Source organism: uncultured Roseicyclus sp. (assembly GCF_937892565.1).
Lineage (GTDB): Bacteria > Pseudomonadota > Alphaproteobacteria > Rhodobacterales > Rhodobacteraceae > Roseicyclus.
Genome location: NZ_CALAHQ010000014.1, coordinates 1 through 12,303, shown reverse-complemented (window position 1 = coordinate 12,303; position 12,303 = coordinate 1). Strand labels below are relative to the sequence as shown.

At 64.2% G+C, this 12,303-nt stretch carries 13 protein-coding genes; 10 read left to right on the top strand and 3 right to left on the bottom strand.

Annotation, left to right across the window (positions count from 1 at the left end):
* Positions 1-51 precede the first annotated feature (51 nt).
* The 8 genes from Q0094_RS02270 (at position 52) to Q0094_RS02235 (ending at position 7,869) form a co-directional block, all read left to right on the top strand.
* The gene (locus Q0094_RS02270) at positions 52-1,086 is read left to right on the top strand and encodes an ester cyclase (protein ID WP_297614826.1); all 1,035 of its coding nucleotides are present in this window, start codon (positions 52-54) and stop codon (positions 1,084-1,086) included.
* Between the two features lie 61 nt (positions 1,087-1,147).
* Positions 1,148-2,167: a LacI family DNA-binding transcriptional regulator gene (locus tag Q0094_RS02265; protein ID WP_297614824.1), complete on the top strand. Its 1,020-nt coding sequence runs from the start codon at positions 1,148-1,150 to the stop codon at positions 2,165-2,167.
* Positions 2,164-3,153 carry an ester cyclase gene (locus Q0094_RS02260; protein WP_297614822.1) on the top strand — a complete coding sequence of 330 codons (990 nt, stop codon included), beginning with the start codon at positions 2,164-2,166 and terminating at the stop codon, positions 3,151-3,153. Before Q0094_RS02265 ends, Q0094_RS02260 begins: the two co-directional genes overlap by 4 nt.
* Positions 3,154-3,197: 44 nt before the next feature.
* Positions 3,198-4,163 (top strand): cupin domain-containing protein, encoded by a 966-nt coding sequence (locus Q0094_RS02255; protein WP_297614820.1) that lies wholly within the window; start codon positions 3,198-3,200, stop codon positions 4,161-4,163.
* 38 nt (positions 4,164-4,201) lie between these two features.
* Positions 4,202-5,326, top strand: coding sequence for a cobalamin-independent methionine synthase II family protein (locus Q0094_RS02250; RefSeq protein ID WP_297614818.1), 1,125 nt, complete (start codon positions 4,202-4,204; stop codon positions 5,324-5,326).
* A gap of 14 nt (positions 5,327-5,340) precedes the next feature.
* Positions 5,341-6,030, top strand: coding sequence for an alpha/beta fold hydrolase (locus tag Q0094_RS02245; protein ID WP_297614828.1), 690 nt, complete (start codon positions 5,341-5,343; stop codon positions 6,028-6,030).
* The gene (locus Q0094_RS02240) at positions 6,023-6,718 is read left to right on the top strand and encodes an RraA family protein (RefSeq protein WP_297614816.1); all 696 of its coding nucleotides are present in this window, start codon (positions 6,023-6,025) and stop codon (positions 6,716-6,718) included. Before Q0094_RS02245 ends, Q0094_RS02240 begins: the two co-directional genes overlap by 8 nt.
* Positions 6,719-6,921: 203 nt before the next feature.
* Positions 6,922-7,869 carry a DMT family transporter gene (locus tag Q0094_RS02235; RefSeq protein ID WP_297614814.1) on the top strand — a complete coding sequence of 316 codons (948 nt, stop codon included), beginning with the start codon at positions 6,922-6,924 and terminating at the stop codon, positions 7,867-7,869.
* Positions 7,870-7,949: 80 nt separating this feature from the next.
* On the opposite strand, the gene Q0094_RS02230 is transcribed toward Q0094_RS02235, so the two are convergent.
* Together Q0094_RS02230 and Q0094_RS02225 are read right to left on the bottom strand one after the other, a co-directional pair.
* Entirely contained in the window at positions 7,950-8,615 is a 666-nt protein-coding gene (locus tag Q0094_RS02230) for an SOS response-associated peptidase (RefSeq protein ID WP_297614812.1), read from the bottom strand.
* A gap of 99 nt (positions 8,616-8,714) precedes the next feature.
* Positions 8,715-10,325 carry a bifunctional metallophosphatase/5'-nucleotidase gene (locus Q0094_RS02225; protein ID WP_297614811.1) on the bottom strand — a complete coding sequence of 537 codons (1,611 nt, stop codon included), beginning with the start codon at positions 10,323-10,325 and terminating at the stop codon, positions 8,715-8,717.
* Positions 10,326-10,447: 122 nt separating this feature from the next.
* On the opposite strand from Q0094_RS02225, the gene Q0094_RS02220 reads away from it, so the two are divergent.
* Positions 10,448-10,783, top strand: coding sequence for a DUF952 domain-containing protein (locus tag Q0094_RS02220; protein WP_297614808.1), 336 nt, complete (start codon positions 10,448-10,450; stop codon positions 10,781-10,783).
* 1 nt (position 10,784) lies between these two features.
* Positions 10,785-11,840, top strand: a complete 1,056-nt coding sequence (locus tag Q0094_RS02215; protein WP_297614806.1) for a quinone-dependent dihydroorotate dehydrogenase — start codon at positions 10,785-10,787, stop codon at positions 11,838-11,840.
* A gap of 66 nt (positions 11,841-11,906) precedes the next feature.
* On the opposite strand, the gene Q0094_RS02210 is transcribed toward Q0094_RS02215, so the two are convergent.
* The coding region (locus tag Q0094_RS02210; protein WP_297614804.1) for a hotdog domain-containing protein at positions 11,907-12,303 on the bottom strand (397 nt) is incomplete at its 5' end.

The window sequence follows — 12,303 nt, the reverse complement described above, 5'->3', positions numbered from 1 at the left end:
CCGCGTCCGCCGCTATGGCGGGCGCAACGTCCCCTTCGGCGAGGCGGCGCAATGATGACCCCCGAGCAGCTCAAGGCGTTTTTTGCCCCCTATCGCCGCGCGATGGAGACTTTCGACCCTGCAACGGCACGCGCGGTGACGGGCGCGCTTTTTGCGCCTGACGCGACGCTTCGCATGTGCCATCCCTTTGGCGATGTCGCAGATCTTGTCGAAGACTGTCTGGTGCCGCTTCATGCCGCCATGCCCGATCTGGAACGGCGCGACATGATCGTCATGGCGGGCACCACACCCGAGGGGCAGGATTGGATCGGCTGCATGGGCCAGTATATGGGCACCTATCTTGCGCCCTTTCTTGGCATCCCGCCGACGGGGCATCTGGCGCATATGCGCTACCACGAATATTTCCGCGTCACCGATGGCCGCATCACCGAGATGCAGGCGATCTGGGACATCCCCGAACTGATGATGCAGGCCCGCGCCTGGCCCATGGCGCCGCAACTGGGGGCCTTTCTTGCCACCCCTGCCCCGATGAGCGGCGATGGGCTTGCGGTATCTGGCGATGGGCAAAAGGCGCTCGACCATGTCATCGCCATGCTGACCGATCTGTGCCGGTTCCCAAGCAATCCCGATCCGGACATCATGCGCCTTGGGGTTTACTGGCACCCCCGTTTCAACTGGTATGGCCCTGCGGGCATCGGCACATCACGCGGGATATCGGGCTTTCGAAACTGGCATCAGGGCCCCTTTCTGCGCGGCATGCCTGACCGCAAGCTGGACGCGATGGGTGATCTGATGAGCCACTGGGTCGCCGAGGGCGCCTATGTCTGCGAAACAGGCTGGCCCAATATGCGCTTGACCGTGACAGGTGATGGATGGATGGGCATCGCCCCGGCAGGACAGGAGATCTTGCTGCGAAGCCTCGATTTCTGGCGGCTCGAGGGGGATCTGATCCGCGAGAATTGGGTTCTGGTCGATCTTTTGGATGCTTACCGCCAACTCGGTGTGGACGTGCTGGCCCGGATGCGGGAATTCAACAAGGCGCGGGTTCCCGGACAGATCCCGCTGCCCGATTGGAGAAACGCATGAGCCCCTGCACGCCGAACCGCACCACCGCCCCATTGCCCGCCCCAAGGCATGGGGTGGCCTGATGGCGGAGCAGCGCATCACTTCGCTCGACGTGGCCCGCATGGCCGGTGTCAGCCAATCGGCGGTCAGCCGGGTATTCTCGGGTGCATCGGCAAGCCCCACGACCATTGCCAAGGTCCGCGCAGCAGCCGATCATCTGGGCTACCGGCCCAACGCAATGGCGCGCGCGATGAAATCGGGCAAAAGCCGGATCATCGGCCTGTTGGTCGCCTATCTGGAAAACCAGTTCTATCCGGTCGCGTTGGAACAGCTGTCGCGCGCCTTGCAGGAACGCGGGTATCACATTCTGGTTTTCATGGTCTCAAACGCCAGCGATCAGATCGAAAGCACCGTTCAGGAACTGATGGACTATCAGGTGGACGGGATCGTGACCGCCTCGGTGTCGATGTCCTTCGGGCTGACCGAGCGCTGCGCGGCATCCGGGATACCGGTGGTCTTGTTCAACCGCGGTCAGGATGGTTCGGGGTTGTCGACGGTGACATCCGACAATCTGTCGGGCGGCAGCAAGGTGGCGGAATTCCTGCTTGCCGGCGGGCATCAGCGGATCGCCCACATCATGGGCTGGCAAGGGTCATCGACCGGGCGCGACCGGGCCTTGGGCTTTCGGCGGGGGCTGGCGGCGGCAGGCGCCGCGCCGCTTGACGAGATCGACGGGATGTACACACGCGATGCCGCCGCCGCGGCCGCCCGCACCCTGATGGCACGACGCGATCCGGCCGATGCGATCTTCGTCGGCAACGACCACATGGCCTTTGCCGTGATGGATGTGCTGCGCAGCGAGCTGGGGCTGCGCATCCCGCAAGATGTCAGCGTCGTGGGCTATGACGATGTGCCGCTTGCCGGCTGGCCCGCCTATGATCTGACCACCCTGCGCCAGCCGCTCAACCGCATGGTCGAGGCGACCGTCGACACGCTGTTGGGTCAGATCGAACACCCCCACCGCCCCACCCAGAAGATCGAGATCGCAGGCCCGCTGATCGTGCGCAGCTCGGCGCGCATTCCCAAAGGATGGACATCATGAAGGGTTTTGACCCGAAATTTCGCGATTTCCCCGATTACATCCTCGGCATCACCCAAGAGATCTGGGAAGGGCGCGCGATTGCCACGCTCCACGATTATTACGCCCAAGATATTATCGTACGCTCGCCCAGCTCGGTCGTGCGCGGCAATGGCGGCGTTATCGCAGCCACCATGGCGACGCTGGCGGAGTTTCCCGACCGTCAGCTTTTGGGCGAGGATGTGATCTGGTCCGGCACGCCCGAGGCGGGGATGCTGTCCTCGCATCGGATCCTATCGGTGGCGACCCATACGGGCGACGGCGTGTATGGGCGGGCGACGGGCCGAAAGCTGGTGTACCGCGTCATCGCCGATTGCCATGCAAGGAACAACACGATCGATGACGAATGGCTGATCCGCGACCAATCGGCCATCGTGCAGCAGATGGGATGGATCCCCGAGGACTACGCCCGTGACCTGATCACGCGCGAGGGCGGACCCGAGGCCTGCGTCAAACCTTGCAGCCCAGACAATGATATCGTCGGCCCCTATACCGGAACGGGCAATGCCGACCCTTGGGGTGAAAAACTGGCCGATATCCTGATGCGGATCATGGGGGCCGACATGGCGGTCATCGGGTCGGAATACGACCGTGCAGCCCATCTGGAATATCCCGGACACAAGACGGTGCATGGGGCAACTGAAGCGACCCATTTCTGGATGGGTCTACGCGCGGCCTTCCCCTCGGCACGTTTCGCGATCCATCACCGGATCGGGCGGGCTGACCCCGACATGCCCCCGCGCGCTGCGATCCGCTGGAGCCTGACAGGCAAGCATGACGGCTGGGGCATCTTCGGCCGACCGACGGGTGCCGCGGTGCATGTGATGGGCATCACCCATGCCGAGTTCGGCCGGCACGGCAGCGGGCCTGTGCAGCTCCGCCGGGAATGGACGCTCTTTGATGAAACCGCGATCTGGAAGCAGATCCACCTTGCCACCGGCCTGGTCTGACCCAACGCCACACCGCCACATGACTTGATCGAGGACACCCCGCGATGACCCCCCAAGAGATGGAAGCCCGCATCGTCCGCTACGGCGATCTGCGCCCCTGCAAGACCGCCTTCATCGACGCCCACACGCCCGGTTCAAACCAGAAGGAGAATTTCACCATCATCGGGGGCGGTGTGTCGGAAAGCGCCGATCAGCATGTGCATATCAGCCTCAAACACGGCTTCAACATTGGTGCCGCAGGCCAGCCGCCCAAATGCCGCAACTCGCTGCATGATCACAACACCGCCGAGGTGTTCTTTGTCCTCTCGGGGCGTTGGCGTTTCTTCTGGGGCCGCTGGGGCACTGCGGGCGAGGTGGTGCTGGAGGAAGGCGATATCATCAACATCCCCACGGGCATTTTCCGTGGGTTCGAGAATATCGGCACCGATTATGGAATGATCATGGCGATCTTGGGCGGTGATGATGCGGGGGGCGGCGTGAAATGGGCGCCGCAAGTCATCGAGGAGGCGAAATCGCACGGTCTGATCCTTGCCGAGACGGGTAAGCTTTATGACACCAAGAAAGGCGAGGCTTTGCCCGAAGGCGTCAAACCAATGCCCGTGCTTGGTCCCGAAGAGCTTGCCAAACGGGCGGAATTGACGACAGCGGATGTGTTGCCAAACCATGTCGCGCGCTACTGGGATCTGGTCGCGTTGTCCGACAGAACCCCCGCCAAGGTGATCGGGGCCGATGGCATCCTGCGCGACCGTCCGGGCTTTGAGGTGCATTTCATCACACGCGGCTCGGCTGGAAGCGACGCGCGCCGCCATGACCGCCCCGCCGTTCTGATGCCGGTCAAGGGCCATTGGCGCGTCGATTGGGATGGCGGCAGCGCCACGCTGGCCAAGGGTGACACCATGTCGGTGCCACAGGGCCTCGCCTATCGTCTGACGCCGTCGATGTCGGGCGATGCGGCACTCTACCATGTGCTGGGCACCGACGACCCGGCGGGCCCGACCCGAAAGTCCTGAGCCCGGCCAGAGCCATCCAAGATCAAGGGGACCACCCGATGAGCAAGATCAAGACCACCCATGTCGGAAGCCTGCCGCGCAGTCAGGATGTCGTGGATTTCATCTTTGCCCGCGAACGCGGCACCGAATACGATCCGGCCGCCTTCGACGCCTGCATGACGGCGGCGGTGTCGCGCACCGTTGCGCGACAGGTGGCGGCGGGGGTCGATATCGTCTCGGACGGGGAAACCTCCAAGATCAGCTACGCCACCTATGTCAAGGATCGCTACACGGGCTTTGATGGCGACACGCCCCGCAGCCCGCCCCGCGATCTGCAGCTTTTTCCCAATTTCCTGAAGAAACTCGCCGATGATGGCGGCTCGCCCCGCTATGCGCGGCCGAAATGCATAGGCCCCGTCATCTCCAAGGGTCAGGGCGAGTTGCAAAAGGATATCGCCAACCTCAAGGCCGCGATGGCCGCGCATGGCGCAAGCCGGGGTTTCATGAACGCCGCCTCGCCTGGCGTGATCTCGCTGTTCCTGCCCAATGAATACTACCCCACGCGCGAAGCCTATCTGTCTGCACTCGCAGATGCGATGAAGGCGGAATACGAGACCATCGTGGCCGCTGGGCTCGATCTGCAACTCGACTGCCCGGATCTGGCGCTGTCGCGGCATATGCTTTTCCCCGAGCTTGCCGATGCCGATTTCGTCAAGGTGGCAGGCCTGCATGTCGAGGTGCTGAACCACGCGCTGCGCGACATCCCGCAAGACCGGGTGCGGGTGCATATCTGCTGGGGCAATTACGAGGGGCCGCATGTCTGCGACATCCCCATGGCCAAGATGTTCGACACGCTGATGTCGGCCAAGGCGCGCTATGTGCTGTTCGAGACATCAAATCCCCGCCATGGGCATGAATGGGCGGTCTTCCGCGATCGTCAGGCTGACATCCCCGAGGACAAGATCCTCGTGCCGGGCGTGCTGGATACGACGACGAACTTTGTCGAACACCCCGAGCTTGTGGCCCAGCGCCTGCAGCGTTTCGCTGATATCGTCGGCGCGGACCGCGTGATCGCGGGCTCGGATTGCGGCTTTGGCACATTTGCGGGCTTCGGTTCGGTCGATCCCGATATCGCCTATGCCAAGCTTGCCGCCATGGCCGAGGGGGCTGCGTTGGTGCGGTGAGCCTTCCCTTGATCATGGTGCCGGGGATGATGTGCGACGCGCGCCTGTTTGCGCCGCAGATCGCGGCCATCGCCCCCCACCGGCCGGTGCATGTGGCCGCATTGTCCGGGGCTGACCGGATCGCGGCGCTTGCGCATGCGATCCTCGACATCGCCCCCCCCCGCTTTGCGCTGGCCGGGTTGTCGATGGGGGGCATCGTCGCGATGGAGGTTGTGGCCCAAGCCCCTGACCGCGTCGCGGGGCTGGCGCTGCTTGACACCAACCATCTGCCCGAGACCGAGGCCGTGACGGCGCGGCGCGTGCCACAGATGGAACGTGTCAAAGCGGGTGAACTGGCTGCGGTCATGCGCGAAGAATTGAAGCCCACCTATCTGGCAGACGGGCAAGAGCGGCGCGATATCCTAGAGCTTTGCGCCGATATGGCGCAGCAATTGGGCCCCGATGTCTTCTTGAGCCAATCGCGCGCCCTGATGACGCGGGCCGACCAGAGCATGACACTTGCGGCCTATCCGGGCCCGGCACTGGTCTTGTGCGGCAGTCACGACCGCCTTTGCCCACCCGCCCGCCATGTGGCCATGCAGGCCCTGATGCCACATGCACGTCTGGCGATCATCGACGGCGCCGGGCATCTGCCCTGCCTCGAACAGCCCGATATCACCACAGGCCACCTTTTGGCGTGGCTCAAGGAGACCGAGAATGGATGACACACTTCTGGCCCTGCTTCGGCGGGTGGATACGCCGACCGTCTGCAACGCCATCGAGGTGGTCGAGGGCAAGCGCGGCTTTGACCGCTTTACGCGCGGCACCATGTTGTGCAGCGCGCCCGAGGCAGGCGCAATCCTGGGCTATGCGCGCACGGCACGGATCGCAGCCGCCGCCCCGCCGACCGAACCCGCCGATGTGGTCCGCACGCGGCGCATGGCCTACTACCAGCACATGGCCACAGGCCCCCGTCCTGCCATCGCGGTCGTCGAAGACATGGATGGAGAGGCCGCCATCGGTGCCTTCTGGGGCGAGATCAACACGACCGTCCACAAGGGCTTCGGCCTTGCGGGGGCGCTGACCAACGGGGTGATGCGCGATCTGGGCGATCTGCCCGACGGGTTTCCCGTGATCGCGGGCAGCATCGGACCCAGTCATGGCTTTGTCCATGTGCGCGAGATCGCCACCCAAGTGACCATCTTTGGCCTGAGCATCGCCGATGGCGATCTGATCCATGCCGACCGCCATGGTGCCGTGGTGATCCCTGCGGGCTATGAAGCGGCACTGGGGGCTGCGATTGCCAAGCTTTTGGATACCGAAAAGATCGTCTTGTCAGCGGCACGGGCCGAGGGCTTTGATTTTGCCCGCTTCGCAGATGCATGGGCAAGGTTCGAAGCCGCGCGGACATAGCCAAGCGCCTTTGGAAAGCGCATGGCCTGTCGTCAGCCGGGGACTTGGCGCTCAAATCCTGGCCGCTCTGGACCGATGGCCAACGGCCCGCAACATCTTGCTTGCGGGCGCTTTTCAAGACGTGCACCAATTGCGACCCTGCACTGGCGGCGGTGGTCGGAAACGAAACAGGTTTGCCCGCCGCTTGCGTTCAAAAGCGTTCCATGACCAGCCACACCGCCAAGATCTTGCCCCCTGACCGTATTCTTGCCGGTGTCGGCCTCATGGTGGGGTTTTGCGTGACCGCCCCGTTGCTGGATGTGGCGGCAAAACTTGCCTCAGACAGCGTCCCGGTCGGACAGGTCACCGCTGCGCGTTTCGTGGTGCAATGTGTGCTGATGGCACCGATCGTCTGGCTCATGGGGCTTTCGGTTCGGGTCGAGCGCGCGGATGTGCTGGCATTGGTGCTGCGCGCGGTGTTCTTGCTGGTTTCGACCTATTGTTTCATTGCCGCGATCAGCGTCATGCCGCTGGCCGATGCGCTGGCGATTGTCTTTGTCGCCCCCTTTATCGTGCTGTTGGTGGGCAAATTCTATCTGGGCGAAGATGTAGGCCCCCGCCGCGTGGGGGCGGCTGTGGTGGGTTTCGTCGGTGTCTTGTTCGTGATCCAGCCCAGTTTCGCGGCCTTTGGCGCCGTGGCGCTGTTTCCCTTGGGCACGGCGGTCGGTTTTGCCTTCTACATCCTTGTGACACGCGGTCTGTCGCGGCGGGTGCATCCGGTCAGCATGCAGTTCCATACGGGGCTGATCGCCAGCGTGATCTGTGTGCCGGTGCTGGTCTTGGCCCAAGACACGGGATCGGCATGGCTTGATCCCGTCTGGCCGCAAGGCGTGGCTATGCTGTGGCTGTTCGGGGTCGGCTTCTTTGCGACTGTCAGCCATATCATGATGACCTATGCGCTGTCGCTGGCCCCCTCGGCCACACTGGCGCCCATGCAGTATCTGGAACTGCCGGTGGCGACCTTGCTGGGCTATCTGGTGTTTCGGGATTTCCCCAATGCCCTTAGCCTGACCGGCATCGTGATCATCATCGGGGCCGGGCTCTACATGATCCACCGCGAACGGGTCACCGCGCGGCAAGCGCTGAAAGATCAGTCCGCGCCACCCGCTTGATCGGCCTGCCAAGAGATGCCAGTGCCGGGCGATCTGCGGCCGTCATGGTGTTGTCGCGCGCGCATCGGGCTGTCGTTTGATCACATGCCCATGCGCGCGGTCAGGGTCGGCCCCTCGGCGCGGTTGGAATTGACCCGCGCGTCCACGCGCCAGCGATCGAAATACCCCTCGGGCGCCGCACGCATCAGGGGCGCGGCCTTTTCCCCGGTCTCGCCCAGCCAGCGCGCCCAATCCGTGGGGGCAAGACAGACGGGTTCGCGGTGATGGGTCTGAGCCATCCAGGGACTTGCGGCTGTGGTGACGATGGCGACGCAGGGCCGCGCATCCGCGCCCTGCCCCCAATCCTGCCAGACCCCGGCAAAGACCAAGACACCCCCGTCCCGGGGCGTGAAATACCAGGGCAGCCGGTTGCCTTGGTCATCCTTGGTCCATTCGTAAAACCCGGTCGCAGGCACCAGACAGCGCCGCGCGCGCACTGCTGCGGCAAAGGCAGGCTTTTGGGCAATCGTTTCAGCGCGCGCGTTGATCAACAGCGGGCCGTCGCTTGGCGCTTTGTACCAATGCGGCAAAAATCCCCACCGCATGGGGCGCAAGGCACGCCGCCCGACCCCGGCGGTGACCACCGGCACGGCCTGGGTCGGGCAGATATTGTAGCGCGGCACCGACGGCAGATCATTGGCCGGCATGGCCGCAAACACTTGCGCCATGGCGTCGTTGGGATGGGTCATGGTCATGCGTCCGCACATGGCCCCAAGTTAGACATGCCCCAGACGCCCCGTCACCCCCTGCCCGCAAAAAAGCCGGCAAGCCCGCGCCTGCCGGCTGTGTCATCCCGGCAGGAACCGTCAGTCGACCATGGAAATGCGCCCATCGGTATAAGGTGCATAGGGGCTGTTTTCGGTCAAATAGCGTGCCGCCACCTCTTCCAGACCGGGACCGAAATCATAGGGGTTCACCGCATTGGCGGCAAAAACGGCATAGCCATCGCCACCGCCCCGCATGAAGTTGTTGGACACCACCCCATAGGTCGCCGCCGGATCAAGCGGCGTCCAGACCCCGCCCATGTCCACCTCGGCCGATACGATGCGCGCACCCGGATCGGCGGCGGGATCCCAGACAAACCGTATCCCCGACACTTGCGGGAAACGGCCCGCCCCTTCTGCAACCTGGGAGACGCCGTTTTCCAGCGCTGTCACCACATCGGCCCCGGTCAATTGAAAGGTCGCCAGCGTGTTCTGGAAGGGCAGGACGGTCAGGACCTCGCCCATGGTGATCGGTCCGGCATCGATCGACGCCCGCAGGCCCCCGCCATTGGCAATGGCGATCTGGACGCCCTGATCGCGCACCCGGTCGAGCATGGCATCGGCCACCAGATTTCCCATCGCGCATTCCATCGCGCGACACACGCTCCGGTCCCCCTCGATGACGCCTTGCGTGTCGCCCACCAAAACGCCCATGGCGGCCTCGATCGGCCCGGCCAATTCGGCCACGCGGGCCGCGATATCCGCATCGGGCGTGACGCTGGCATCCAGCAGCAGCGTATCGCCCTGCGCATGAAGGACATCGCCCGCCGCATCGAATGTGACCTCAAGATGGCCCAGATATTTTGAATAGGCATAGGCCTGAACGATCGGCACCATCGCGCCTTCGGGATTGCTGATCCACAGCGGATAGGGGCCGGCGCGGCCGGGATCGCTGGCGCTGAGATAGGTATGGGAATGACCGCCCACGATCACGTCGATACCGCTCACGGCTTGGGCTATGCGGATATCGTCGGGCAAACCCACATGGGTCAGCGCGATGATGATGCCGACACCTTGTTGCGTCAGCGCATCGACATCGGCCTGCAGCGCCGCGATCTCGTCGGAAAAGCCGATCAAGGGTCCGGGCGACGAGATTTCCATCGTGTCGCGCGTCAGCGCCGACACGAGGCCCACCTGCACCCCGTTCACATCCAGCACCACATGATCTTGCACCCGCCCTGCCAGCACCGGGTCGGCGGCGACATCCAGATTGCCCGCGATCACCGGAAAGCTCACCCCGTCGAGCAGCGGCAACAGACCCTCGGGGCCATTGTTGAATTCGTGATTGCCCAGCGCCATGGCATCGAAACCGATGGCCTCCATGAATTCCGCCTCGGCCGCGCCGCGATAGGTGGTGAAAAACAGGCTGCCCTGATACTGATCGCCCGCATCCAGCACGATAATCTTTTCGCCCGCCGCCTCCAGCGGACCGCGAATGGCATTGACCGCCGTGGCGATCCGCGCCACGCCGCCGAAACACGCGCCTGCCGCCTCATCCTCGGCCGAACAGGTCGAATCGAAGCGGTTGATCGGCTGGATCCGGCTGTGAAGATCGTTGATGTGCAAGATGTGCAACGTGGTCTCGGCCATCACCGGCAGTGACACGCACAAGGCGGCAAGACTGGCGGTCGTGGCGATAATCTGTCTGCGCATGGGTTTACTCCACTTCAATGGTCACTGCCCTGCATCGTGCCGGGACATGATGCCTGGGTAAAGTCATTTGATGACCCGTGGCTGACCCTTGACGCCGACCAGACCGCGCGCCAATGGGGGGCATGCACATCTACAAACTCCTTCGCGCGGCTGAATGGGCCGCATTGAACCAGACAGGTCAGACCGCAGGTGCGCCTGTCGATCTGGCCGATGGCTTTATCCATTTTTCGACCGCCCAACAGGTGGCCGAGACCGCGCGTCGCCATTTTGCGGGGGTCGAGGGCCTGATCCTTGCCGCCTTCGAGGCCGACAGCCTTGGCGCTGCGCTGATCTGGGAACCCTCGCGCGGCGGGGCGCTGTTTCCGCATCTCTATGGCCCGCTGCGTCTGGCTGATGTGATCTGGCACAGGCCCCTGGCGCTGGTGGATGGGCAGCACCTTTTTCCTGCGGATCTGTAAGATGTGGGAACGTTTGGGCCTGTCGGTGATGCAAAAGCTCGATCCCGAGCGCGCCCATGGTCTGGCCATCGCGGCGCTGAAATCGGGGCTCTTGCCAGCACCGGGCGCGGTCACCTCGCCCATCTTGCGCGTCACGCTGGCCGGGCTTGATCTGCCCAATCCCGTGGGGTTGGCGGCCGGGTTTGACAAGAACGCCGAAGCCATCGGCCCCTTGGCCCGCGCGGGTTTCGGCTTTCTGGAGGTGGGCGCCGCCACCCCACACGCCCAACCCGGCAATGCCAAGCCAAGGCTCTTTCGCCTGTCCGAAGATCGCGCCGCCATCAACCGCTTCGGCTTCAACAATCAGGGCATGGCGGCGATCGCTGCGCGGCTTCAGGCGGCCCATCGCGCGGCCGTGCCCATCGGCCTCAATCTTGGGGCCAACAAGGACAGCCCCGACCGCGCCGCCGATTTCGCGCGGGTGCTGGCCCATTGCGGCGCCTTTGTGGATTTTGCCACCGTCAATGTGTCGTCACCCAACACCGAAAGGTTGCGCGATCTGCAAGGGCGCGCAGCCCTTGTATCGTTGCTTGACGGCGTGATGGCCGCACGCGCCGATCTGGCCCGCCCGATCCCGGTCTTTCTCAAGATCGCGCCCGATCTGAATGATGACGCGCTGGCCGAAATCGCCGACGTTGCCCAGAGCGCCGGACTTGCGGGCATCATCGCCACCAACACGACGCTTGCGCGCGAGGGGCTGAAAAGCCGCCACCGCGATCAGGCGGGCGGGCTGTCGGGCCAGCCGCTCTTTGAACGCTCGACCCGCGTTCTGGCCAAGCTCTCGCATCTGACGGGGGGGCGGCTGCCCCTGATCGGCGTGGGCGGCATCGCCACGGCGGACCAGGCGTGGGAGAAACTCCGCGCGGGCGCCAGCGCGGTGCAGCTTTATACTGCGCTGGTCTATGGTGGCCTGACCTTGGCCGCGCGCATCGCCCAAGGGCTCGAGGATCGCGCCCGCGCCCAAGGGCTGACCACCATCACCCAGATCACCGGCACCGGCCGGGGCGACTGGCTTTGATCACCATCTTTGCCCGGGAAATACGGCAGGAAGCATGCGCCAAGGGCCCGGCGGGCGCAGCGGCCCCTAACCATCCTGGTCGGCCATCAGGAAATGACCCGTGGCCTGCGCGAACAGGCGTTGGCGGTTGTCTTTCCATGCCTCCACATGCACCGAAGCATAGCGCCGCCGCTGCCGGTTGACCCGGGCCCGCGCATAGGCATCGCGGGGCAATCCGCTGCGCAAATAATCCACCGTGAAATCGATCGTCTTGGGCAGGCGCGGCAGGGTCTGGGCCGTCAGGGCCTCGGCATCGATCCGCCCGGCCTCGACCGCGTCCCAAAGCATGGCAAAGGACAGCTCCATCTTTGCCGTCACCTCGAGAAACGACGCGATAGCCCCGCCATGCAGGGCAGGCAAAAGCGGATTGCCGATCAGCTTGTCATCATGGGCCAAAACAGCCGTCAGCTCATCGCCGCGTCGG

Excerpts from the sequence above, each read along its gene's own strand:
- Q0094_RS02220 (WP_297614808.1), top strand. The coding sequence starts at position 10,448 with ATGCACATCTACAAACTCCTTCGCGCGGCTGAATGGGCCGCATTGAAC.
- Q0094_RS02255 (WP_297614820.1), top strand. The coding sequence starts at position 3,198 with ATGACCCCCCAAGAGATGGAAGCCCGCATCGTCCGCTACGGCGATCTG.
- Q0094_RS02270 (WP_297614826.1), top strand. The coding sequence starts at position 52 with ATGATGACCCCCGAGCAGCTCAAGGCGTTTTTTGCCCCCTATCGCCGC.
- Q0094_RS02225 (WP_297614811.1), bottom strand. The coding sequence starts at position 10,325 with ATGCGCAGACAGATTATCGCCACGACCGCCAGTCTTGCCGCCTTGTGC.
- Q0094_RS02250 (WP_297614818.1), top strand. The coding sequence starts at position 4,202 with ATGAGCAAGATCAAGACCACCCATGTCGGAAGCCTGCCGCGCAGTCAG.
- Q0094_RS02240 (WP_297614816.1), top strand. The coding sequence starts at position 6,023 with ATGGATGACACACTTCTGGCCCTGCTTCGGCGGGTGGATACGCCGACC.
- Q0094_RS02230 (WP_297614812.1), bottom strand. The coding sequence starts at position 8,615 with ATGTGCGGACGCATGACCATGACCCATCCCAACGACGCCATGGCGCAA.
- Q0094_RS02245 (WP_297614828.1), top strand. The coding sequence starts at position 5,341 with ATGGTGCCGGGGATGATGTGCGACGCGCGCCTGTTTGCGCCGCAGATC.
- Q0094_RS02260 (WP_297614822.1), top strand. The coding sequence starts at position 2,164 with ATGAAGGGTTTTGACCCGAAATTTCGCGATTTCCCCGATTACATCCTC.
- Q0094_RS02235 (WP_297614814.1), top strand. The coding sequence starts at position 6,922 with ATGACCAGCCACACCGCCAAGATCTTGCCCCCTGACCGTATTCTTGCC.
- Q0094_RS02215 (WP_297614806.1), top strand. The coding sequence starts at position 10,785 with ATGTGGGAACGTTTGGGCCTGTCGGTGATGCAAAAGCTCGATCCCGAG.
- Q0094_RS02265 (WP_297614824.1), top strand. The coding sequence starts at position 1,148 with ATGGCGGAGCAGCGCATCACTTCGCTCGACGTGGCCCGCATGGCCGGT.